The following is a 23,650-nucleotide window of genomic DNA, read 5'->3' on the forward strand; positions in this document are numbered from 1 at the left end:
ATAAAAGGATAGATAATGAGTAGCGTAGATATTCTTGTACCCGACCTGCCTGAATCCGTCGCTGACGCCACGGTTGCGACCTGGCATAAAAAACCAGGCGATAGCGTTCAGCGCGATGAAGTACTGGTTGAAATTGAAACTGACAAAGTTGTACTGGAAGTGCCTGCTTCTGAAGCTGGCATTCTGGATGCTGTGCTGGAAGAGGAAGGCGCTACGGTAACGTCTCGCCAACTGCTGGGTCGTATCCGTCGTGGCGACAGCTCAGGCAAAGAAACCAGCGAGAAATCACAGAGCAAAGAATCAACACCGGCACAGCGCCACACGGCTGGACTGGAAGAAGAAAGCAGCGATGCGCTTAGCCCGGCAATCCGCCGTCTGATTGCAGAGCACGATCTTGATGCCTCTGCTATCAAAGGCAGCGGCGTAGGGGGTCGAATTACGCGTGAAGACGTAGATAAGCACCTGGCTGCCCAGAAGAAAGAACCTGGCAAAGCGGCTAAGTCTGAGGCTCCGGCGGCTTCTCCTGCACCTGCTTTGGGTGCGCGCAGTGAAAAACGTGTACCGATGACGCGCCTGCGTAAGCGTGTTGCAGAGCGTCTGCTGGAAGCGAAAAACAGCACGGCCATGCTGACGACGTTCAACGAAATCAACATGCAGCCAATCATGGATCTGCGCAAGCAGTACGGTGAGGCGTTTGAGAAACGTCACGGCGTGCGTCTGGGCTTTATGTCTTTCTACATCAAAGCCGTGGTTGAAGCGCTGAAGCGTTATCCTGAAGTGAATGCGTCTATTGATGGCGAAGATGTGGTTTACCACAACTATTTCGATGTCAGTATTGCGGTTTCGACTCCGCGTGGTCTGGTTACGCCAGTGCTGCGTGATGTGGATGCGCTGGGCATGGCCGACATTGAGAAGCGTATCAAAGATCTGGCAGTGAAAGGCCGTGACGGCAAACTGACGGTTGAAGAACTGCTGGGCGGTAACTTCACGATTACCAACGGCGGCGTCTTTGGTTCTCTGATGTCGACCCCGATCATCAACCCACCGCAGAGTGCGATTCTGGGTATGCACGCTATTAAAGATCGCCCAATGGCGGTGGATGGTCAGGTGGTTATTCTGCCGATGATGTATCTGGCGCTGTCTTACGATCACCGTTTGATCGACGGCCGTGAATCCGTTGGCTTCCTGGTGACGGTGAAAGAGATGCTGGAAGACCCAGCGCGTCTGCTGTTAGACGTCTAGTCTGACAGGTAGGTTCTCGGGCGGATAACCCTGACGGTTTCAGCCCGAAATAGACAGATTAAGTGCTATGTAGGCCGTTTTTTTCAGCGGCGTTATCCAAATATATCAGAGAGTTATTGGCGTTTTTCGCTACCGAAAGAGTCGGTGATGAGAAACCGCCTGCCGACTTATCTCCAAACCTAAATGGATAGAACATCATGAATTTACACGAGTATCAGGCAAAACAACTCTTTGCTCGATATGGTTTACCGGCACCGACCGGCTATGCCTGCACCACACCGCGTGAAGCGGAAGAAGCCGCGTCTAAAATTGGTGCGGGTCCGTGGGTCGTAAAATGTCAGGTTCACGCAGGCGGTCGCGGTAAAGCGGGCGGCGTTAAAGTCGTCAGTAACAAAGAAGATATCCGCGCCTTTGCTGAAAACTGGTTGGGTAAAAAACTCGTTACTTATCAAACTGACGCGCAGGGTCAGCCCGTTCACCAAATTCTGGTTGAAGCGGCAACGGATATCGACAAAGAGCTTTATCTGGGTGCTGTCGTTGACCGTGGTACGCGTCGCGTGGTGTTCATGGCGTCCACCGAAGGTGGTGTCGAAATTGAAAAAGTGGCGGAAGAGACGCCGGAACTGATCCATAAAGCGGCGATCGATCCACTGGTAGGCCCACAGCCTTATCAGGGACGCGAACTGGCTTTCAAACTGGGTCTGAGCGGTAAGCAAGTCGCTCAATTCACCAAAATCTTCATGGGACTGGCCACGCTGTTCCTGGAGCGCGATCTGGCACTGGTAGAAATCAACCCGCTGGTTATCACCACGCAGGGCGATTTAGTCTGTCTGGATGGTAAATTGGGCGCGGACGGCAATGCGTTGTTCCGTCAGCCTGAACTGCGCGAAATGCGCGACCCAAGTCAGGAAGATTCCCGTGAAGCGCATGCGGCACAGTGGGAACTGAACTATGTTGCGCTGGACGGCAACATTGGCTGTATGGTGAACGGTGCCGGTCTGGCGATGGGCACGATGGATATCGTGAAACTGCACGGCGGTTCTCCTGCAAACTTCCTCGATGTTGGTGGTGGCGCGACGAAGGAACGTGTTACTGAAGCGTTCAAAATTATCCTGTCTGATGACAAGGTAAAAGCCGTCTTTGTTAACATCTTTGGTGGCATTGTGCGTTGCGATTTGATTGCTGATGGCATCATTGGCGCGGTAGCCGAAGTGGGTGTTAACGTACCGGTTGTGGTACGTCTGGAAGGAAACAATGCGGAGCTGGGTGCCAAGAAACTGGCGGATAGCGGCCTGAATATTATCGCCGCGACCAGCCTGACCGGTGCCGCTCAGCAGGTTGTTGCAGCAGTGGAGGGTAAATAATGTCCATTCTGATTAATAAAAATACCAAAGTTATCTGTCAGGGTTTTACCGGTAGTCAGGGGACATTCCACTCTGAGCAAGCACTTGCTTACGGTACGCAAATGGTTGGTGGCGTGACGCCGGGTAAAGGCGGCACGGAACATCTGGGGCTGCCCGTATTTAATACGGTGCGTGAGGCAGTAGAAGCAACGGGCGCAACCGCCTCTGTTATCTACGTTCCTGCGCCGTTCTGTAAAGACTCTATTCTGGAAGCAATCGACGCCGGTATCGAGCTGATTATCTGTATCACCGAAGGTATCCCTACACTGGATATGCTGACGGTGAAAGTGAAACTCGACCAGAGCGGCGTGCGGATGATCGGTCCGAACTGCCCAGGTGTGATCACACCGGGCGAATGTAAGATCGGGATTATGCCGGGTCATATTCACCTGCCGGGCAAAGTGGGTATCGTTTCTCGTTCAGGTACACTGACGTATGAAGCGGTGAAGCAAACCACCGATGCCGGGCTGGGTCAGTCCAGCTGTGTCGGTATTGGCGGTGACCCGATTCCTGGCTCTAACTTCATCGATATTCTGAAGCTGTTTGAACAGGATCCGCAGACCGAAGCCATCGTGATGATCGGTGAAATCGGCGGTACGGCGGAAGAAGAAGCGGCAGCGTACATTAAAGAACACGTGACTAAGCCGGTTGTTGGCTACATTGCAGGTGTGACGGCACCGAAAGGTAAGCGCATGGGCCACGCTGGTGCAATCATCGCGGGTGGTAAAGGTACCGCTGACGATAAATTCGCAGCGTTAGAAGCGGCGGGTGTTAAAACCGTTCGCAGCCTGGCGGATATCGGCGATGCAGTAAAAGCGATATTAGCGCGTTAATCCATTATTCAATGAAATACTCTAGCCACCTTCGGGTGGCTTTTTTTTATTCAAATCTTGCCATTGGGGTTAATCGGCACAATTGAATTGCACATGACTTCTTCTCAGTTTTATTGGATAATTCGCGCGCCTGAAAAGGCCGATTAGTGATAAACACAAATGAAGATTATTTCATTGCGTTCATGTAAGCAGGGAATGGTTAATTAATTTGCCTTAAGGGGATATCGTGTGAAAATAAATATAAAAGCGTTGATGCTGACATTATCTGCATTTACCTGCGTGGCCAGTGCACAGTCTATTAATATTGAAGTGCTGAGTGCGACAGTTAAAGATAAAAAGATTGATGACGCTTCGGTGATTCTACAGAAGAACGGTGCGCAGTCAGTGACTGCTCGCTCTGATGCCGCAGGCCGTGCAGCGCTTAACGCACCATTCGAGGTGGATCAGGACAGCTTACTTCTTATAAAAAAAGAAGGGTATTCCGATCTGGTGGTTAAATGCCCGTGCGATGGAATGACTTATGCTATTAGTCCAGTAATGAAAAATCTGGATGGAATGCGAATTGTATTAACCTGGGGTGAAAAACCTGACGATTTAGATTCCCACCTTATTTATCCAGGCAACCATATTTATTTCAGCCATAAAAATGGACGCGATGCTAATCTTGATGTCGACGACACTGATAGTTTCGGCCCAGAAACTATCACGATTGATAAAAAACATTTAGGCGAAAGTTATATTTATGCCGTTCATGATTATTCGAATGGTGAGAAGGCTAATTCATTAGCGCTCTCCGCAAGTCGTGCAAAAGTATTTGTCTATGTCGGAAGTTCACAGGTACGGTCGTATTCCGTCCCGTTGAGTAAGACAGGGAATATCTGGACGGTTTTCCGTCTTAATCCGAATGGTGATTTTGAAGATATTAATGCCGTTGGTGAGGCTGATTTCACAAAAGTGAAGGAGGATGTTGATGCACTGCCAATGGCGTTAAACCCCGCGCAAGCTGCACTTCTGGCGGGTGTTTCCGCCCCTGCGAATGCCGAGTTAGCAAAAAGCCTTAACCGTGACGGTGAAGCGGCCTATGGGCGCGGTGAGTTAGAACAGGCCACGACGCTGTTCCTGGCTGCGATCGAGCAGGACAGCGCATTTGGTCAGGCATACAGTAATCTGGGTCTGGCTTATCAAAAACGGGGCAATATTGCCGAAGCTATCTGGGCCAACCGTAAAGCGATTGCGCTGGCAAGTGGTAACAATGCGGCGACCACGCGTGCCAGCTCGTACTACAACATTGCAAAAATCTACGAGAATGCGGGTCAGTTCAGCGATGCCCTTCAGCATTATGAACTAGCGAAAAGCCAGAAAAGTAACACCGTTTACGATAAGGCGATCGAACGCATGAAAGCGAAGAGGTAAACGATAGCAGCTTGCTGTACATCACCTAATCTGTAACCACAGCGGAGGCCCTTTTGGCCTCCGTTTTGGTATGGTGCGTTACAAACGGGCGGACGCTGATGGTAAGGGCGTTCACCACGAAAATGCCCTGTGGATGTCAGCAATAAAAAATAAAAATCTGACATAAAATAAAAGATAAGAAATGCATGTGAATAATCGATAACGGGAAGTAAAAATTATATTGCCGAATTAATTTTAATTAAACCTAAAAATCACATTGCATTAACAATAAGTGCAATAAAGAAATTAATGCAACTCACCAATCACGAGAAAAGCGTTAAATTGTTTTAGATCAAAAAACGCCTCTGGATATAATTTCTGAAATAGGCTTAAATTGCGCGAGGTCAATTATCGCCGTTCATGCTATTTAGTCGGTAAGTTGATTTGAAGCCAAAAACCTAGTCTGGGTCACGTAAAAACCTATTTATTGTAGGGGATTACAGGCGTAATATACGGCTACCTCCCTATGGGGTACGCTACTTGTAATACTTGTGATTTATCTTGAGCTTGCTGTCGGGGTGTGACTGCCCTGGTGAACGGTATTTATAGCGTTTGTTACAGCCTGTGTTAAAGCAATTCTTGTTGTGTTCTTTTGGGTGTAATGGCCGGATGTTTGGCGGCTTGTCAGCGTTTGCAAGCTAATCCCTTCCTGCGAGGAGCAAGGAGTCAAAATGTTTGATGTAGTCGAACTGTCACGTTTACAGTTTGCCTTAACTGCAATGTACCATTTTCTATTCGTACCATTAACGCTGGGGATGGCGTTTTTGCTGGCGATTATGGAAACGGTATATGTGCTGTCCGGCAAACAAATCTATAAAGATATGACCAAATTCTGGGGCAAGTTATTCGCTATTAACTTCGCTCTGGGGGTCGCTACCGGATTGACCATGGAGTTTCAATTCGGAACCAACTGGTCATATTTCTCTCACTACGTCGGGGATATTTTCGGCGCGCCGTTGGCGATTGAAGGCCTGATGGCATTCTTCCTGGAATCGACCTTTGTTGGCTTGTTCTTCTTCGGCTGGGACCGTTTAGGAAAAGTGCAGCATATGGCCGTTACCTGGTTGGTCGCGCTGGGCTCTAACTTCTCCGCACTGTGGATTCTGGTTGCCAATGGCTGGATGCAGAACCCCATCGCATCGGATTTCAATTTCGAAACCATGCGTATGGAAATGGTGAGCTTCGCCGATCTGGTGCTGAACCCGGTTGCTCAGGTGAAATTCGTTCACACGGTGGCCGCGGGTTACTGTACGGGCGCGATGTTCATCCTGGGTATCAGTTCTTACTATCTGCTGAAAGGCCGCGATGTTGCGTTTGCCAAGCGTTCATTCGCTATTGCAGCAAGTTTTGGTTTGGCTGCGGTACTGTCTGTTATCGTGCTGGGTGATGAATCCGGTTATGAAATGGGCGATGTGCAGAAAACCAAACTGGCAGCGATTGAAGCCGAATGGGAAACTCAGCCCGCTCCGGCATCCTTCACCCTGATCGGTATTCCAAACCAGGATACGATGGAAAACAACTATGCCATCAAGATTCCTTATGTTCTGGGACTGATCGCTACCCGTTCAACGGACAAGCAAGTTACTGGTCTGAAAGAGCTGATGGAAATGCACGAAGTGCGTATCCGTAACGGTATGAAAGCCTATCAGCTGTTGGAAGAACTACGCGCAGGCAATACCGATCCGGCAGTAAAAGAAGCGTTCAACCAGTCTAAGCAGGATCTGGGTTATGGCATGCTGCTGAAACGCTATACGCCGAAAGTCTCTGATGCGACTGAAGCGCAAATCCAGCAGGCGACCAAAGATTCTATTCCACGCGTTGCACCGCTGTATTTCTCTTTCCGTATCATGGTTGCATGTGGCGTACTGATGCTGTTGATTATCGGCCTGTCTTTCTGGACGGTTCTGCGTGGCAAAATTGGTCAGAAAAAATGGCTGCACCGTGCTGCGTTGTACGGTATTCCGTTGCCGTGGATTGCTGTTGAAGCAGGCTGGTTTGTGGCTGAATACGGCCGTCAACCTTGGGCCATCGGTGAAATTCTGCCAACGGCTGTCGCCACGTCATCACTGACAGCAGGGGATATTCTGTTCTCTATGGCGCTGATTTGTGGTCTGTATACGCTATTCCTGGTTGCAGAAATGTATCTGATGTTCAAATACGCACGCCTGGGCCCAAGTAGCCTGAGAACGGGGCGCTACCACTTTGAACAACCTATAGCAGCTGCGCAGGAAGCACGGTAAACAGGAGTCCACTATGTTTGAATATGAAGTCTTGCGTTTTATCTGGTGGCTGTTGATCGGTATTTTGCTGATTGGCTTCGCTATCACTGATGGTTTTGACATGGGCGTGGGCATTCTGGTGCGTCTGATGGGACGTGGCGATACCGAACGTCGTGTCATGATTAACAGTATTGCACCGCACTGGGACGGTAATCAGGTGTGGCTAATCACCGCCGGTGGTGCGCTGTTTGCTGCCTGGCCGATGGTCTACGCTGCCGCGTTCTCCGGCTTTTACGTGGCGATGATTCTGGTGTTGGCATCACTGTTCTTCCGTCCTGTCGGCTTCGATTATCGCTCGAAAATCGAGGATCCGCGGTGGCGTGGCATGTGGGACTGGGGCATTTTCATCGGTAGCTTTGTTCCGCCGGTGGTGATCGGTGTGGCGTTTGGCAACCTGTTACAAGGTGTGCCGTTCCATGTCGATGAATATCTGCGTCTGTACTACACCGGAAACTTCTTCCAACTGCTGAATCCGTTTGGTTTATTGGCTGGCGTGGTTAGCCTGACCATGATCCTGACTCAGGGCGCGACTTACCTGATGATGCGGACCACGGGCGATCTGCACGTGCGTTCCAAATCTGCTGCGCAGATCTCTGCGCTGGTGATGATGGTAACGTTTGCTCTGGCTGGTGTGTGGGTCGTTTACGGTATTGATGGTTATGTGGTGACGTCTGCGATTAACACTGCGGCTGAATCTAATCCGTTGCATAAAGAAGTCGCTCATCAGGCGGGAGCCTGGTTGATCAACTTCAATAATTACCCTGTACTGTGGGCAATTCCTGCTCTGGGCGTCGTATTGCCCGTGCTGACTACAGTGATGGCGCGCGCAGAGAAAGGGGCATGGGCATTCCTGTTTTCTTCTCTGACTATCGCCTGTGTGATTCTGACTGCTGGGGTTGCCATGTTCCCGTTCATCATGCCGTCAGTCACCGTGCCTAACGCGAGTCTGACAATGTGGGATGCGACGTCGAGCCTGCTTACCCTGAAAGTCATGACGGTGGTTGCGATTATTTTTGTTCCTATCGTGCTGTCTTATACCGCATGGTGTTACTACAAGATGTTCGGTCGCATTACCAAAGAGCAGATTGAGCAAAACACTCACTCTATGTACTAAGTAAGGAGCTTAATTTATGTGGTATTTTGCCTGGATACTCGGAACGCTTCTTGCTTGCTCACTAGGGATTATTACGGCCCTGGCGCTTGAGCAGAGTGAGGCAAGCAAAGCGGCTGAAGAAGATAAGCAATGAATGATCTGGTCGATAAACTCTATCGCCTGATGGATAAGAGCCCGATAAGGGCTCTTTCCCTTATCATGGCGTTGCTGCTGGCGGGCTGTGTATTCTGGGATCCGACGCGCTTTGCGGCGCGAACCAGTGAACTCGCGGTTTGGCAGGGGCTACTACTGATTTGGGCCGTTTGTGCTGGCGTTGTTCACGGCGTTGGTTTTCGTCCGCATCGCCTGCTCTGGCGTGCGTTTTTCGCACCATTTCCTGCCTTTGTGATCCTGTGCGCAGGATTGTACTATTTCTTCGGTTAAAATAGTCTCCTATTCCATTTAGTTATGGGTTGCTTGCAGCCCATAATTATTTTCTTTCCGCTGTCACAATCCATTCCAAACCTCATTTCTCTTGCGTATAGTAGCGAGGTTTAATGCATTACCGGGATGTAGAGTGAGTAATTCGTTGTTTCGCTGGCCAGTTCGAGTCTACTTTGAAGACACTGATGCAGGTGGCGTTGTCTACCATGCACGCTATGTTGCCTTTTATGAAAGGGCAAGAACTGAGGCGTTGCGTGAGCGCAACTTTCACCAGCAAGCCTTGCTAAGTGAGCATGTCGCGTTTGCTGTTCGTCGGATGACGGTGGAGTATCTTGCTCCTGCGCGCCTCGACGACATGCTGGAAGTGCAAAGTGAGATTATCTCACTACGTGGTGCTTCGCTAACTTTTGCACAGCGTATTCTCAATGCTCATGGCACCCTGCTAAGCCATGCTGAAGTTTTGATCGCATGCATCGATCCACATCAAATGAAGCCAATTGCGCTTCCTAAGTCTATTGTCGCGGAGTTCAAGCAGTGACTGACATGAACGTTTTTGATTTGTTCCTGAAGGCAAGCCTTCTGGTCAAACTAATCATGCTGATTTTAATCTGTTTTTCTATCGCTTCCTGGGCGATCATTATTCAACGTACCCGCATTCTGAATTCGGCGACGCGTGAGGCTGAGGCGTTCGAGGACAAATTTTGGTCGGGCATTGAACTGTCGCGCCTCTATCAGGAAAGCCAAGGCCGTCGGGATAGCCTGACGGGCACTGAACAAATCTTCCATTCAGGTTTCAAAGAATTTGCACGGCTGCATCGTGCTAACAGCCATGCGCCGGAAGCGGTGGTGGAAGGGGCGTCACGTGCAATGCGTATTTCAATGAATCGTGAATTGGAAACGCTGGAAACGCACATTCCTTTCCTAGGCACTGTTGGTTCTATCAGTCCGTATATTGGTCTGTTCGGTACCGTTTGGGGGATTATGCATGCCTTCATCGCGCTGGGCGCCGTGAAGCAGGCAACCTTACAGATGGTTGCCCCTGGTATTGCCGAAGCGTTGATTGCCACGGCAATCGGCCTATTTGCGGCAATTCCTGCGGTCATGGCGTATAACCGCCTTAACCTGCGGGTGAGCAAACTGGAGCAGAACTACGACAACTTTATGGAAGAGTTCATCGCTATCCTGCACCGTCAGGCGTTCTCCAGCGACAACAGCAAGTAATCAGGGGGGATCATGGCACGAGTACGCAGAGGTCGTCGTGAACTGAAATCCGAGATCAACATTGTTCCGTTACTGGACGTGCTGTTGGTGCTGTTGCTGATTTTTATGGCGACAGCCCCCATTATTACGCAGAGCGTTGAGGTGGATCTGCCGGACGCGACCGACTCAAAAACGGTCTCCAGCAATGATAATCCGCCCGTGATCGTAGAGGTTTCAGGCATAGGACAATATAGTCTGGTTGTTGAACAAAACCGTATGGAACAACTTCCAGCAGAACAAGTGGTTGCTGAAGCGCAATCACGGTTGTCAACCAATCCCAAGACCGTCTTTTTGATTGGTGGCGCGAAGGATGTTCCTTATGATGAGATCATTAAAGCGTTGAATTTATTGCATCAGGCTGGCGTGAAATCCGTTGGTTTGATGACACAACCGATTTAAATGAGCGCATCACGGTAATGATCGTTAAGCCTATTTCTGGCAACACTGTTTTTGGGAATCGCTTGTGCTAAAGGCAAACGAACAAAACGATAAGCTGAAACGCGCCGTTATTATCTCGGCTGTTTTGCACATCATACTGATTGCTTTGCTGCTCTGGAGTTCGTCGACACAAACGATGGATGCCAGCGGGGGCGGCGGAGGCTCGTCAATTGATGCCGTCATGGTCGATCCGAGCGCAGTGGTGGAGCAATATAACCGCCAACAGCAGCAGCAGACTGATGCAAAACGTTCTGAGCAGCAGCGTCAAAAGCAGGCTGAACGGCAGGCCGAAGAGCTTCAACAGAAGCAAGCGGCTGAACAGCAGCGGCTGAAAGAGCTGGAAAAAGAGCGTCTGCAAGCGCAGGAAGAGGCGAAAAAGCAGGCTCAGGAACAAGCAGAACAGCGTAACCAGGCTGAAGCTGCGGCTCAGCAGGCAAAAGAACAGCAGAAACAAGCCGAAGCGGCGGCAGCCAAAGCGAAGGCTGAAGCCGAACAACAGGCGAAAGCGGCGGCAGACGCTAAGAAGAAAGCGGAAGACGAAGCGAAGAAACAGGCTGCCGCGGCCGCTGCTGCTAAGAAGCAGGCGGAAGAAGAAGCCAAGGAAAAAGCTGCGGAAGCGGCTAAGCAGAAGGCAGCAGAAACCGCGAAAGCCGAAGCAGCCAAGGCAGCCGCAGAGGCTGAACAAGCTAAACAAAAAGCAGCAGCCGAGGCGGCTAAGCAAAAAGCTGATGCTGAAGCAGCGAAAAAAGCAGAAGCAGCCGCTGCAGCTAAGAAAGCGGCTGATGAGAAAAAGAAAGCAGCAGCAGAAGCGGCTAAGCAGGAAAGCGCCGTTGACGACTTGCTGGGCGGCCTGGCTTCATCGAAAAATGCGCCGAAGTCTGGCGGCGGGGCGCCTGCGGGCACAGGCAACAATAAGAAGAGCGGTGCATCAGGTGCAGCGCTGGATAGCTATGGTGGTCAGGTGCGTTCAGCCATTCAGAGTAAGTTTTATGATTGGCAGCTCTATAAAGGACGCACCTGTACATTACGGATTAAACTGGCACCAGATGGCTTACTGATTGATGTCACTGCTGAAGACGGCGATCCGGCATTGTGCCAGGCGGCTATTGCGGCTGCCAAACAGGCCAGAATACCGAAGCCACCGAGCACAGAGGTTTATGAGGCTTTCAAAAACGCGCCGATAGACTTTAAACCGCAGTAACCGGGCTGTTTACCCAATAGATTTAAGATTATTACGATGGTAAATAAACCAGGTTATGTTGTTTTGTTGACATTGGTTTGTTTTTGTTAAAATTCTGCTAATTTATCGTAGACTTCGAGTCTGGATAAGGGAGATGAGATGAAGCAAGTACTGAAAGTTGCAGTAAGCTTTTTAATGCTGTGGGCAGCGGCGCTGCACGCGGAAGTACGCATAGAGATTACCCAAGGGGTAGACTCTGCGCGTCCTATCGGTGTGGTTCCGTTCAAATGGGCGGGGCCTGGCGCTGCGCCTGAAGACGTAGGCGGCATTGTGGGTGCTGATTTACGCAACAGCGGCAAATTCAACCCGATCGACGCAAACCGCATGCCACAGCAGCCTGCGACGGCATCTGAGGTCACGCCTGCTGCATGGACGGCGCTGGGTATTGATGCGGTTGTGGTTGGTCAGGTTCAACCGAGTGCCGATGGCAGCTATCTGGTTTCTTACCAGCTCGTCGATACCTCAGGTAACCCAGGTAACGTTCTGGCTCAGAATCAGTTCAAAGTCACTAAGCAATGGCTGCGCTATGCTGCACACACGGCCAGCGATGAAGTGTTTGAAAAACTGAGCGGTATCAAAGGTGCATTCCGTACCCGTATCGCTTACGTTGTTCAGACCAACGGCGGTCAGTTCCCTTATGAACTGCGTGTTGCGGACTATGATGGTTACAACCAATTTGTCGTACACCGTTCACCACAGCCGCTGATGTCTCCAGCCTGGTCGGCAGACGGTAGCAAACTCGCTTATGTAACATTTGAAAGTGGTCGTTCTGCGCTGGTTATCCAGACGCTGGCAAATGGTGCGATCCGTCAGGTTGCTTCTTTCCCACGTCACAACGGCGCGCCTTCTTTCTCTCCTGATGGCAGCAAACTGGCATTCGCGCTCTCCAAGAGCGGTAGCCTGAACCTGTATGTCATGAATCTGGGATCGGGTCAAATCAGCCAGGTGACGGATGGCCGTAGCAATAATACGGAGCCAACGTGGTTCCCTGACAGCCAGACCTTGGCCTATACTTCAGATCAGGCTGGCCGTCCTCAGGTTTATAAAGTCAATGTTAACGGCGGAGCACCGCAGCGTTTGACCTGGGAAGGTTCCCAGAATCAGGATGCTGATGTGAGCGCCGACGGGAAGTTTTTGGTAACGGTTGGCTCTAATGGTGGAGCTCAGCATATTTCCAAACTGGATCTGGTAACGGGTGCCGTACAAGTATTAACGGACACGTTCCTGGACGAAACGCCAAGTATCGCACCGAATGGCACGATGGTGATCTACAGCTCCAAACAAGGACTGGGGTCAGTGCTACAACTGGTTTCGACAGATGGGCGTTTCAAAGCGCGTCTTCCGGCTACTGATGGACAGGTTAAATTCCCTGCCTGGTCGCCGTATCTATAAGTACAGATATGTACAATAAACTCGTCAAAGGACATAAGAAATGCAATTCAATAAAGTGCTGAAAGGCCTGATGTTGGCTCTGCCGGTACTGGCAGTGGCCGCTTGTAGCTCCAACAAGAACGCGGACAATGACCAATCTTCCATGGGTGCTGGCAACAACGGCATGATGGATGGCGGCAACATGTCTTCTTCTGAGCAAGCGCGTTTGCAGATGCAAGAATTACAGCGCAACAACATCGTTTACTTCGGTCTGGACAAGTACGATGTGAGCTCTGAATTCGCTCAGATGCTGGACGCACACGCTGCATTCCTGCGTAGCAACCCGTCTTACAAAGTGACTATCGAAGGTCACGCGGATGAACGCGGTACGCCAGAATACAACATCGCTCTGGGTGAGCGTCGTGCCAACGCGGTACAAATGTACCTGCAGGGTAAAGGCGTTTCTTCCGATCAGATCTCTATCGTTTCTTACGGTAAAGAGAAACCAGCTGTTCTCGGTCATGACGAAGCGGCGTATGCCAAAAACCGTCGTGCCGTTCTGGTATATTAAGAGAATCGCATGAGCAGTAACTTCAGACGTCACCTGTTGGGTCTGTCGTTACTGGTTGGCGTAGCGGTCCCTTGGGCCGCTACTGCCCAAGCGCCAATCAGTAATGTCGGCTCAGGCTCGGTCGAAGACCGTGTCACTCAATTGGAGCGTATTTCTAACGCTCACAGTCAGCTTTTAACCCAACTTCAGCAGCAGATCTCTGATAATCAGCGTGATATTGACAGTCTCCGTGGGCAGATTCAGGAAAGTCAGTATCAGTTGAATCAGGTTGTTGAACGGCAGAAGCAAATCTATCAGCAGATTGATGGATTAAGTTCGCAATCCTCTTCTACACCGACGACAGACGGCACACCTGCCGCTGCTGCGGGTACTGATACCGGTGCAGCCAACACGGCGGCACCGGCCAGTACGGGGGATGCGAATACGGATTACAATGCCGCAGTCGCGCTTGTGCTGGAGAAAAAACAGTACGATCAGGCGATTAGCGCATTTCAGGCATTCGTCAAGAAGTACCCTGATTCAACCTATCAGCCTAATGCGAACTATTGGCTCGGTCAGTTGAATTACAACAAGGGGAAAAAGGACGATGCGGCGTACTATTTCGCCAACGTTGTTAAAAATTATCCCAAATCACCAAAAAGCTCCGAGGCATTGCTGAAGGTTGGGGTGATCATGCAGGAAAAAGGTCAGGCTGACAAAGCCAAGGCCGTTTACCAGCAAGTTGTAAAAATGTACCCCAATACAGAAAGTGCAAAGCAGGCGCAAAAGCGTTTAGCGGGATCGTAATACCGTATTAATTGGCACGAAAATTGCGCAGCATGAGCGATTTTTGTGCCTAAACGTCTTAAGAGTAAGCAATCAAACAGTTTTTTAAGAAAATAGGTTGCGCTGAAAATTTAAATCAGTAATATGTGCCGCCGTTGCCAAGGCAAACAGTGAAACGCTAAAGCAGCATGAAATTGGGTCGTTAGCTCAGTCGGTAGAGCAGTTGACTTTTAATCAATTGGTCGCAGGTTCGAATCCTGCACGACCCACCAATTTCAAGTGTGATAATTGATTTTGAATCGTGAAGGATGAGAACCGAAAGGTTCGACAAAATCGGCAGTATCGATTTTGAACAACGCGAAGGCGTTGGCTCGAAGGGCGAGTCCGTAGGACGAGTAATCCTGCACGACCCACCAATTTCAAGAACAGTGTTAAGTTAATAAGCATCAAGCAGTTCCGCATTGCGGGTCGTTAGCTCAGTCGGTAGAGCAGTTGACTTTTAATCAATTGGTCGCAGGTTCGAATCCTGCACGACCCACCATCTCTTAGTAGTTTAATTCCTCATTACACAATTATTGCTTCTCTCTTCATCCACATAATGTATATCATGACTTTTAATCAATTGGTCGCAGGTTCGAGCCGAGCGAAGCGAGACAGCAACGCGTGAGCGTTGACCCCGAAGGGGCGAGGCCAGAGGCCGAGTCATCCTGCACGACCCACCATCTCTTAGTAGTTTAATTCCTCATTACACAATCATTGCTTCTCTCTTCATCCACATAATGTATATCGTGACTTTTAATCAATTGATTGCAGGGCAGGTTCGAGCCGAGCGAAGCGAGACAGCAACGCGTCAGCGTTGGCCCCGAAGGGGTGAGGCCAGAGGCCGAGTCATCCTGCACGACCCACCATTTCAGTAGTAGAATCCTTCCTCAAATAAATTCACGTTAAAATCATCACCATTCCCTACTCATTAAGGCTTTGCGGTATATTAGAATTTTACCCCTCTTGATGGGCGATAGACGGCAGCGTTGTTCATTTCCGTCATAAGCTACAGAGGCAGCGCTGCGCTGTTTGCCCGCAACTCGGATGATTTAGGCTATATAGCCCGTCAGGAACTGTTTTCTCATCCTATCGAGCGGGAATGGAGTCACTGTCACAGGGACGCGCCTGTAGCCCTGTTTAGGAAGATATATGATTGGTCCGTTGATTAATGGTGCTGCTATCTTGATTGGTAGTGGCTTAGGTATTACTTTGCGTCGCTTTATCCCCCAACGTTTGCAGGATGGCCTTCCGCCAGCGTTTGCGATGGTGTCGATTGCAATGGGTATCACGCTGGTCGTTAAAGTCCAGCAACTGCCTGCGGTGGCGCTGGCTATCGTGATTGGTGTTGCGTTAGGCGAGCTGCTCCGCATGGAGTCTGGCGTACAATGGGCTGGCACGATGATTCAGAGAGGGCTAAACCGCGTTCTGCCTGCACAAGGGCAAGGGCACCGCTTACCGCAGGATGTCTACACCCAGAACTTTACCGCGTTAATCGTCCTGTTTTGTGCCAGCGGAACGGGCGTGGTCGGTGCGTTGACGGAAGGACTAACCGGTGATTATCAACTGCTGATCATCAAATCTGCTTTGGATATTTTCACCGCGCTGATTTTTTCCATCACGCTTGGCATTGCTGTGATGTCGATTGCGATACCGCAGATGATTGTCCAGACGCTGTTGTTTTTCTCCGCCAAATTAATTATGCCCTTTATGACCGACATCACGATGGGGGATTTTTCTGCCTGTGGCGGTATTATCATGATTGCGGTAGGGCTGAGGATCGCGCAGATCAAATCATTTGCGGTGGTTAACTTCCTGCCTGCTTTGGTGCTGGTTATTCCTGTCTCTCTCTACTGGCATCGCCTCTTCGCCTAAAAGTCATGTCTGATTAGCGGCTGACGATCGAGGGCATGTCGCCGCTAAAAATTTGTATGACTTCCTGGTCGGTAAGCGGCACATTCTTACTACAGACATAAATATGCTTCCCCTGCGGGCTAATGCTCTTGGCTAGCTCGATGTAGCTGGCAAATTCGACCTGGCTGTGCCCGCCTTCATTCATCTCCATGGCATGAATGATGACATTGTGCGAGGAAAACAGGCCAATCAGCCGTTTGGCTGCCACCTTGCGCGTGAGTCGATCCAATAGCTTCATCGCCGGAATCATCTGCCCAAGCAGCAAGCGTGTGGTGGTAAAAGGTGTTTCTGGTTTCTCCGTCGCTTCTTGTTGCGTGTCCACATTTCTGACGGTCAGGGTATCGCGATATATTCTGATATAGAGGCTGGCCATGCCATTTATCTCCTTGTCTCTTTTTCTATAAGTCATACCACTCACGCATTTCACATCGGAGTTTTAAGCATATTAAACAAAATGACCGGTTTTTTGGAAAAAACACCGCGACTTTAGGCATGCTTTTCGGTATTTTGTTTAGGATAAAAAACGCTGATGCTGATGATGAATCAGTATCCGGTGTTACAACCCGAGTTGTCATCGTGGAAATTCATAATGAGCACCCTTTTTGATAGCAATGAGACCATTTATCCGTTTCCGCCGAAGCCGAAGCCATTATCGGCTGAGGCGAAACAGCACTATCGTAGCAGGATAAAAACACTGCTGCGGGAAAGAAACGCCGTCATGGTCGCGCACTACTATACCGATCCTGAAATTCAGGCGTTGGCAGAAGAAACCGGCGGTTGCGTGGCGGACTCGCTGGAAATGGCGCGATTCGGTAGCACCCATTCGGCATCGACGCTGCTGGTGGCAGGTGTCCGCTTCATGGGGGAAACTGCCAAGATACTCAATCCAGAAAAGACAATTCTGATGCCTACGTTGGAAGCCGAATGCTCGCTCGATCTCGGCTGTCCCGTCGAGGAGTTCAGCCGTTTTTGCGATGCACACCCAGATCGAACAGTCGTCGTTTATGCCAATACCTCTGCGGCGGTAAAAGCGCGTGCCGATTGGGTGGTCACGTCCAGTATCGCAGTAGAGTTGATCGAGCATCTGGATAGCCTAGGAGAAAAAATTATCTGGGCGCCGGATCGTCACTTGGGAAGCTATGTCCAAAAGCAGACAGGGGCGGATGTACTGTGTTGGCAGGGCGCGTGCATTGTGCATGACGAATTTAAAACGCAGGCGCTGAAGCGCATGAAGGTTCTGTACCCGAATGCGGCCATTTTGGTTCATCCAGAATCGCCGCAGAGCGTGGTAGAGATGGCTGACGCCGTTGGGTCGACCAGCCAGCTGATTCAGGCGGCGAAAACGCTACCGCAGCGCGAACTGATTGTGGCGACTGACCGCGGCATTTTCTACAAGATGCAGCAGGCTTGCCCGGAGAAAACGTTGCTGGAAGCGCCGACAGCGGGTGAAGGGGCAACCTGCCGCAGCTGCGCCCACTGCCCGTGGATGGCGATGAATGGGCTGGAAGCGATTGCTAACGGCCTGGAACAAGGCGGCAATGCCCATGAGATTCATGTTGATGCCGCCCTGCGAGAAGGCGCATTAATCCCTCTGAATCGCATGCTGGATTTTGCGGCTTCACTAAAATTGCGTGTGAAAGGAAATGCCTGACGGCGAATCAGAGCCTCTTGATATGCCTTAAATAATTCGAGTTGCGTGAAGGCGGCAACCGAGCGAATCCCCAGGAGCTTACACAGGTAAGTGACTGGGGTGAGTAAGGGCAGCCAACACACAAGCAGCTTGAAGTATGACGGGCATAGACATTTCTTACAATAATTGAGACAGGGTGGTGAGATGGATTTTTTTAGTACCAGTAATATTTTAATTCATATTCCTTTGGGGGAAGGGGGATACGATCTTTCCTGGATTGAGGCGATTGGTACGTTGTTTGGCCTGTTGTGTATTTGGTTCGCGAGTCAGGAAAAAACCATCAACTATCTGTTTGGGTTGATTAACGTCACGCTGTTTGCCGTGATCTTTTTTCAGATTCAGCTTTACGCCAGCCTGTTGCTGCAAATCTTCTTCTTTGCCGCCAATATTTATGGTTGGTATGCCTGGACGCGCAAGACGGATTCGCAGGAAGTGGAGCTACGCATCCGCTGGCTGCCGATGCAGAAGCTGATTGGCTGGTCGGTGGCCTGTATTGTCGCGATTGGCTTGATGACGTTCTACATTGATGCGGTATTCGCTGTGCTGACGCGCATTGCTGTTTCCGGGATGCAGGGGCTAGGGTTGTCTGTGCAGATGCCGAACCTTCAGCCGGATGCGTTCCCATTCTGGGATTCCACCATGATGGTACTATCGATCGTAGCGATGATCCTGATGACGCGTAAATACGTCGAAAACTGGCTGCTGTGGGTAGTGATTGATGTGATAAGCGTGGTGATTTTTGCTTATCAGGGCGTCTACGCGATGGCGGTGGAGTACGCGATCCTGACGCTGATCGCCCTGAATGGTTCCTGGCTATGGATTAAGAGCGCACAGGAAAACCGCGTCAGTACGGTTTCACAAGGCGCGTAATCCAACTTTAATGCTTGTGGTGGTGACCCTCTACCTCATGATTTTCACCATTATGAATAGCCGAATGATGGCTTTCCTGATGGTGGAAATCGCAGTGGTCATCATCACAGCGTTGATATTCCATCTGCACCGTCGCATGTCCAATCTGGTAGTTTTTCAGTAAATATTCCTGAATACGTCTTAATAACGCATCGTGATCGTGCGGGGGAACCACCTGCGCATGCAGCGTCATCATCGGTTTTTCGCCAACCTGCCATAAATGAACATGATGGATATTTCTGACTTCGGGAATATTCAGCGTCAGATCTTTCTGCAAAACCTCAACGCTAAGTTGGGTGGGAGTGCCTTCCAACAGTTCGTGAATGCTCTCTTTCAATAACGCCCAGGCACTGCGCAGCACCAGACATGACACCAAAACAGAGAGAATCGGATCGATAGGCGTCCAGTTGGTATAAAGGATAATAACGGCTGCGACAATCGCGCCGACAGAACCGAGCAGATCGCCCAACACGTGCAGGGCTGCCGCACGGACGTTAATGTTTTTCCCTTCGTTGCCGTGGTGTAACAGCCAAAACGCCACGATGTTTGCCAGCAATCCGGCAACGGCGACAAGCAACATGGGGATGCCTGCAACAGGCTGAGGCTCATAGAAACGTTGGATAGCTTCCCAGAAGATGAACGCGGTAATCAGTATTAGCGTTAGCGCGTTTACAAACGCGGCGAGGGTCGTGAGCCGTAAATAGCCGAAGGTATGGCGCGCATTGGGTTTACGTTGTGCGAAACGCACGGCGACAAGTGCGACAAACAGCGCGGCGGCGTCTGTCAGCATATGACCTGCATCCGCAAGCAGAGCGAGGGAGCCGGATAGCAGGCCACCAATGACTTCTGCCACCATAAACGTGGCGGTAATGATAAATGCGGCCAGCAGACGTTTACTGTTACCTGATTCCGTGTGGCTGTGGTTATGTGCCATAGATCACCCTGAGTTGCGGTTTTATTCCACTTTACTGAAACCCGTAGAGAAAACCTATCCTGCGTTTCACCGAACTGTCGATTGAGGTATTTTCTGGTGAAAATAGGACGGATAGGGCATCTGAGAGCATTTGATCGCGTAAATCCCGTTGATTTCAGCGTCCTGATAACACCAGCTTGACATATAATAATCAATCTTCAATATGAAACATCCCGTTTCTCAGGCTACCTGCACGGGCGGGATGGCGCGTATTGGATGGGTTAACATACCGTTTCGGAACCGATGGATTTATTTATGAATTACCAAAATGATGATTTAAGAATTAAAGAGATTAATGAACTTTTGCCGCCGGTTGCTTTGTTAGAAAAGTTTCCAGCCACGGAGAAGGCAGCGGAAACGGTATCGTTCGCACGTACTGCCATCCATAAAATTCTTAACGGCAATGACGATCGCCTGCTGGTGGTGATTGGTCCTTGCTCGATTCACGACACAAAAGCGGCAAAAGAGTACGCTGCGCGTCTGCTAACGCTGCGTGATGAGCTGAGCGCCGATCTGGAAGTCGTGATGCGGGTTTATTTTGAAAAACCTCGCACCACAATTGGCTGGAAAGGGCTAATCAACGATCCGCACATGGACAACAGCTTCCAGATCAATGACGGATTGCGCATTGCGCGCCAGCTGTTGCTGGAAATTAACGATACCGGTTTGCCGGCTGCGGGTGAATTCCTGGATATGATCACCCCGCAATACCTGGCGGATTTGATGAGCTGGGGCGCAATCGGGGCTCGTACAACAGAATCTCAGGTACACCGTGAACTGGCCTCTGGCCTGTCATGTCCTGTTGGTTTTAAAAATGGCACCGACGGTACCATCAAGGTTGCGATTGACGCGATTAACGCCGCCAGCGCACCGCACTGCTTCTTGTCTGTGACCAAATGGGGTCATTCGGCTATCGTGAACACCAGCGGTAACAACGATTGCCACATCATTTTGCGCGGCGGAAAAACGCCAAACTACAGCGCTGAGCACGTGAAAGACGTAAAAATTGGTCTGGAAAAAGCGGGTCTGACACCGCAGGTCATGATCGATTTCAGCCATGCTAACAGCAGCAAGCAGTTTAAAAAGCAGATGGATGTCTGTACTGACGTCAGTGGGCAGATCGCTCAGGGCGACAAAGCGATTATGGGCGTGATGGTGGAAAGCCATCTGGTTGAAGGTAACCAGAGTCTGGAAAGTGGTGAACCGCTGGTTTATGGCCGCAGCGTGACCGATGCGTGTATTGGCTGGGAAGATACGGAATCCCTGCTGCGTCAGTTAGCGTCTGCCGTACGCGAACGCCGCAGTAAATAACACTTGAATGGCGAGCAGGAAGCTCGCCATAAAAATCCGGTACAGGCATTGAGGAATTCTCACAAATCTGGCGCAATAAATTAGAACCCTACTTTATTTGTTAGGTTCTGACCAGATTGGTAACAACAACGTCCAGCGTTATTCGTTTTAAAACCAGTGGGAGTGTCTCAGGATATTCTCAACACCTGTCAGATATAGAAGCACACCGCGTGCTTTCACCGTGTTAGCCTATTGAATTCTAAAAGAAAATTATCGTAATTTGGTAGAATAGAGCGGAACGCGGTTTGTCTTTTTTTATCTATTGATAATCAATGAGTTATAGATATGTACCGGTGTGGAAAAATCGGTAGGATTCTTTATTCTGGAAAAAATGTTATAAAACAAATCTCTATATTTAGAGTGTTCCCCGCACACGCGGGGATAAACCGAAACTGGTGAGTTGGTGATGGAGGATAGAAAAGTGTTCCCCGCACACGCGGGGATAAACCTCCAACCCTGCGACGTTTCGTACAAATATCGGCGTGTTCCCCGCACACGCGGGGATAAACCGATTAACCACATCATCAATAAATTCGCCGTAGGGTGTTCCCCGCACACGCGGGGATAAACCGGAATTTGAACGGCTCGTAAAAGAAATGATCCGGTGTTCCCCGCACACGCGGGGATAAACCGTTTTCGGGATTCCGTTGTTTGCCACGCAGCGTGTGTTCCCCGCACACGCGGGGATAAACCGTACCTAGAACAGATTGGCGATGAGGTTATGCGGTGTTCCCCGCACACGCGGGGATAAACCTCCCCAACATCGATGATCTGCCGGACATGCAGGGTGTTCCCCGCACACGCGGGGATAAACCGATGAAAACGGTGATGGATTACCGGAAACTGCGGTGTTCCCCGCACACGCGGGGATAAACCGGACTTCGTTCCATTCCGTTCTGGAGAGTCTGGCGTGTTCCCCGCACACGCGGGGATAAACCGAACACACTCAATGATTTGAACAATCACCTGTTGTGTTCCCCGCACACGCGGGGATAAACCGCAGACGTAAGCGGCTATTCCGTTAAATACGCTGTGTTCCCCGCACACGCGGGGATAAGCCGTTCAACAGCTTTTTAATTTTCTGTAGGTGTTTGTGTTCCCCGCACACGCGGGGATAAACCGGTTCAGCCAACGCTCGAAATCTCGTTTCAGGGGTGTTCCCCGCACACGCGGGGATAAACCACTCCAGCTAACAGGAATTACATACCATCAACGGTGCGGGTCAGTAATGCTGTAATAGTATGAAAAATAGTGGATATATCTGCGGTGCAGAAAGGTATTTACTCTGCAGGTGGCTGATGCGTTTTATCTTGTTTTTTATCGGTACAGTTTCGGGAAGGTATTGTTCGATACGGGCTAAGGTGAGCGATACGTTACACGTTAAAGCTGTGTTCGCGTCGAGAAGGGTATTCTGTCGAAAGTATATGGTATAACGCTATGTCTGTCTTTTTTACCCGGTCATTACTGAAGAGTTCCAGTAATGACCGGGCTTTTCTCATTCGGGGCTAAATTACTTCGCTTTACCCTGATTCGCTACTGCGGCAGCTTTTGCAGCGATTTCGTCTGCGTTGCCCAGGTAGTAACGTTTAATTGGTTTGAAGTTCTCGTCGAACTCATATACCAACGGCACGCCAGTTGGGATATTCAGTTCCAGAATTTCGTCTTCGCCCATGTTGTCCAGGTATTTCACCAGTGCACGCAGTGAGTTACCGTGAGCCGCGATGATGACGCGCTCGCCGCTCTTAATGCGTGGCAGGATGGTTTCATTCCAGTAAGGCACAACACGTTCGATGGTCAGCGCCAGGCTTTCAGTCAGTGGCAGCTCTTTGTCGCTCAGAGATGCATAACGTGGATCGTGGCCTGGGAAACGTTCGTCATCACGCGTCAACTCTGGTGGCGTAATCGCAAAACCACGGCGCCATTGTTTAACCTGCTCGTCACCGTATTTTTCAGCGGTTTCGGCTTTGTTCAGACCCTGCAGCGCACCGTAGTGGCGCTCATTCAGTTTCCAGGATTTTTCCACTGGCAACCAGGCTTGATCCAGCTCGTCCAGTACGTTCCACAGTGTGTGAATGGCACGTTTCAGCACGGAGGTATACGCGAAATCAAAGGCAAAACCTTCGTCTTTCAGCAGCTGACCTGCGGCTTTGGCTTCTGAACGGCCTTTGTCGGACAGATCGACATCGTACCAGCCTGTGAAGCGGTTTTCATTGTTCCACTGGCTCTCACCGTGTCTTACCAGTACCAGCTTAGTTACAGCCATAGCTAAACTCCTTCCTATCCTAAGATTTCTGTGATAACTGATTTCATTATAGGGGCGGAGAACGGTTATCGGCAATCGATAGTCGATGGCAAGCGTGATTTATCCGCAGGTTATTTGCGTA

General features: G+C 50.2%; 22 protein-coding genes, 2 tRNA genes, 3 other RNA genes and 1 CRISPR repeat array. Of the genes, 24 read left to right on the forward strand and 3 right to left on the reverse strand.

The features are described 5' to 3' along the window. Positions 1–15: 15 nt before the first annotated feature. The 21 genes from odhB (at position 16) to LCF41_RS06585 (ending at position 16,305) form a co-directional block, all read left to right on the forward strand. Positions 16–1,242, forward strand: coding sequence for a 2-oxoglutarate dehydrogenase complex dihydrolipoyllysine-residue succinyltransferase (odhB, locus tag LCF41_RS06485; RefSeq protein WP_225087361.1), 1,227 nt, complete (start codon positions 16–18; stop codon positions 1,240–1,242). 197 nt (positions 1,243–1,439) lie between these two features. Beyond that, entirely contained in the window at positions 1,440–2,606 is a 1,167-nt protein-coding gene (sucC, locus tag LCF41_RS06490) for an ADP-forming succinate--CoA ligase subunit beta (RefSeq protein ID WP_180742384.1), read from the forward strand. Further along, on the forward strand, positions 2,606–3,478 hold the full coding sequence (gene sucD, locus LCF41_RS06495; RefSeq protein ID WP_014914674.1) for a succinate--CoA ligase subunit alpha: 873 nt from the start codon (positions 2,606–2,608) through the stop codon (positions 3,476–3,478). The genes sucC and sucD overlap by 1 nt, the downstream gene beginning before the upstream one ends. A gap of 252 nt (positions 3,479–3,730) precedes the next feature. Beyond that, a complete protein-coding gene (locus LCF41_RS06500) occupies positions 3,731–4,891 on the forward strand; it encodes a YfaP family protein (protein WP_225088113.1) in 1,161 nt (386 codons plus the stop codon). A gap of 710 nt (positions 4,892–5,601) precedes the next feature. Then, complete coding sequence (gene cydA / locus LCF41_RS06505) at positions 5,602–7,170, forward strand: cytochrome ubiquinol oxidase subunit I (protein ID WP_225087362.1); 1,569 nt, start codon at positions 5,602–5,604, stop codon at positions 7,168–7,170. 13 nt (positions 7,171–7,183) lie between these two features. Beyond that, positions 7,184–8,323, forward strand: a complete 1,140-nt coding sequence (gene cydB, locus LCF41_RS06510) for a cytochrome d ubiquinol oxidase subunit II (RefSeq protein ID WP_225087363.1) — start codon at positions 7,184–7,186, stop codon at positions 8,321–8,323. Between the two features lie 16 nt (positions 8,324–8,339). After that, the gene (cydX, locus tag LCF41_RS06515; protein WP_015839522.1) at positions 8,340–8,456 is read left to right on the forward strand and encodes a cytochrome bd-I oxidase subunit CydX; all 117 of its coding nucleotides are present in this window, start codon (positions 8,340–8,342) and stop codon (positions 8,454–8,456) included. Next, positions 8,453–8,746, forward strand: coding sequence for a cyd operon protein YbgE (gene ybgE / locus LCF41_RS06520; RefSeq protein WP_225087364.1), 294 nt, complete (start codon positions 8,453–8,455; stop codon positions 8,744–8,746). Before cydX ends, ybgE begins: the two co-directional genes overlap by 4 nt. 133 nt (positions 8,747–8,879) lie before the next feature. Continuing rightward, on the forward strand, positions 8,880–9,284 hold the full coding sequence (ybgC, locus tag LCF41_RS06525; protein ID WP_039348462.1) for a tol-pal system-associated acyl-CoA thioesterase: 405 nt from the start codon (positions 8,880–8,882) through the stop codon (positions 9,282–9,284). Beyond that, on the forward strand, positions 9,281–9,967 hold the full coding sequence (tolQ, locus tag LCF41_RS06530) for a Tol-Pal system protein TolQ (RefSeq protein WP_225087365.1): 687 nt from the start codon (positions 9,281–9,283) through the stop codon (positions 9,965–9,967). Before ybgC ends, tolQ begins: the two co-directional genes overlap by 4 nt. 12 nt (positions 9,968–9,979) lie before the next feature. Beyond that, positions 9,980–10,405 carry a colicin uptake protein TolR gene (gene tolR, locus LCF41_RS06535; protein WP_010285025.1) on the forward strand — a complete coding sequence of 142 codons (426 nt, stop codon included), beginning with the start codon at positions 9,980–9,982 and terminating at the stop codon, positions 10,403–10,405. 64 nt (positions 10,406–10,469) lie between these two features. After that, positions 10,470–11,645, forward strand: coding sequence for a cell envelope integrity protein TolA (gene tolA / locus LCF41_RS06540; protein WP_225087366.1), 1,176 nt, complete (start codon positions 10,470–10,472; stop codon positions 11,643–11,645). 138 nt (positions 11,646–11,783) lie between these two features. Then, the gene (gene tolB, locus LCF41_RS06545; protein WP_225087367.1) at positions 11,784–13,076 is read left to right on the forward strand and encodes a Tol-Pal system beta propeller repeat protein TolB; all 1,293 of its coding nucleotides are present in this window, start codon (positions 11,784–11,786) and stop codon (positions 13,074–13,076) included. 40 nt (positions 13,077–13,116) lie between these two features. Then, complete coding sequence (pal, locus tag LCF41_RS06550; protein ID WP_010299226.1) at positions 13,117–13,626, forward strand: peptidoglycan-associated lipoprotein Pal; 510 nt, start codon at positions 13,117–13,119, stop codon at positions 13,624–13,626. 9 nt (positions 13,627–13,635) lie between these two features. Beyond that, a complete protein-coding gene (gene cpoB / locus LCF41_RS06555; RefSeq protein ID WP_180742392.1) occupies positions 13,636–14,412 on the forward strand; it encodes a cell division protein CpoB in 777 nt (258 codons plus the stop codon). Positions 14,413–14,587: 175 nt separating this feature from the next. Continuing rightward, positions 14,588–14,663: transfer RNA gene (locus LCF41_RS06560), tRNA-Lys, on the forward strand. A gap of 15 nt (positions 14,664–14,678) precedes the next feature. Continuing rightward, a non-coding RNA gene (locus LCF41_RS06565) (RtT sRNA) lies at positions 14,679–14,807 on the forward strand. 49 nt (positions 14,808–14,856) lie between these two features. Continuing rightward, positions 14,857–14,932, forward strand: a tRNA-Lys gene (locus LCF41_RS06570). Positions 14,933–14,977: 45 nt separating this feature from the next. Further along, positions 14,978–15,113, forward strand: a non-coding RNA gene (locus tag LCF41_RS06575) — RtT sRNA. 52 nt (positions 15,114–15,165) lie between these two features. Further along, positions 15,166–15,299: non-coding RNA, RtT sRNA (locus LCF41_RS06580), on the forward strand. 283 nt (positions 15,300–15,582) lie between these two features. Then, on the forward strand, positions 15,583–16,305 hold the full coding sequence (locus LCF41_RS06585) for a DUF554 domain-containing protein (protein ID WP_225087368.1): 723 nt from the start codon (positions 15,583–15,585) through the stop codon (positions 16,303–16,305). Positions 16,306–16,318: 13 nt separating this feature from the next. Here LCF41_RS06585 and LCF41_RS06590 read toward each other — a convergent pair whose 3' ends face one another. Next, a complete protein-coding gene (locus LCF41_RS06590) occupies positions 16,319–16,717 on the reverse strand; it encodes a YjaA family stress response protein (RefSeq protein ID WP_225087369.1) in 399 nt (132 codons plus the stop codon). A 216-nt stretch (positions 16,718–16,933) separates the two neighbouring features. On the opposite strand from LCF41_RS06590, the gene nadA reads away from it, so the two are divergent. Together nadA and pnuC are read left to right on the forward strand one after the other, a co-directional pair. Further along, entirely contained in the window at positions 16,934–17,995 is a 1,062-nt protein-coding gene (gene nadA / locus LCF41_RS06595; protein WP_225087370.1) for a quinolinate synthase NadA, read from the forward strand. Between the two features lie 183 nt (positions 17,996–18,178). Next, complete coding sequence (gene pnuC / locus LCF41_RS06600; protein ID WP_225087371.1) at positions 18,179–18,904, forward strand: nicotinamide riboside transporter PnuC; 726 nt, start codon at positions 18,179–18,181, stop codon at positions 18,902–18,904. A gap of 7 nt (positions 18,905–18,911) precedes the next feature. Here the strand turns inward: pnuC and zitB are convergent, their stop codons facing one another. Then, entirely contained in the window at positions 18,912–19,877 is a 966-nt protein-coding gene (zitB, locus tag LCF41_RS06605) for a CDF family zinc transporter ZitB (protein ID WP_225087372.1), read from the reverse strand. A 294-nt stretch (positions 19,878–20,171) separates the two neighbouring features. Here zitB and aroG point away from each other — a divergent pair, with 294 nt between their 5' ends. Further along, positions 20,172–21,227, forward strand: a complete 1,056-nt coding sequence (gene aroG, locus LCF41_RS06610; protein ID WP_225087373.1) for a 3-deoxy-7-phosphoheptulonate synthase AroG — start codon at positions 20,172–20,174, stop codon at positions 21,225–21,227. A gap of 399 nt (positions 21,228–21,626) precedes the next feature. After that, a CRISPR array of direct repeats spans positions 21,627–22,448; the repeat unit is 28 nt; unit sequence GTGTTCCCCGCACACGCGGGGATAAACC. 328 nt (positions 22,449–22,776) lie between these two features. Here aroG and gpmA read toward each other — a convergent pair. After that, on the reverse strand, positions 22,777–23,529 hold the full coding sequence (gpmA, locus tag LCF41_RS06615; RefSeq protein ID WP_015839535.1) for a 2,3-diphosphoglycerate-dependent phosphoglycerate mutase: 753 nt from the start codon (positions 23,527–23,529) through the stop codon (positions 22,777–22,779). Between the last annotated feature and the right edge of the window lie 121 nt (positions 23,530–23,650).

The sequence above is a fragment of the Pectobacterium colocasium genome (assembly GCF_020181655.1).
In the GTDB taxonomy this organism is placed as follows: Bacteria; Pseudomonadota; Gammaproteobacteria; order Enterobacterales; family Enterobacteriaceae; genus Pectobacterium; species Pectobacterium colocasium.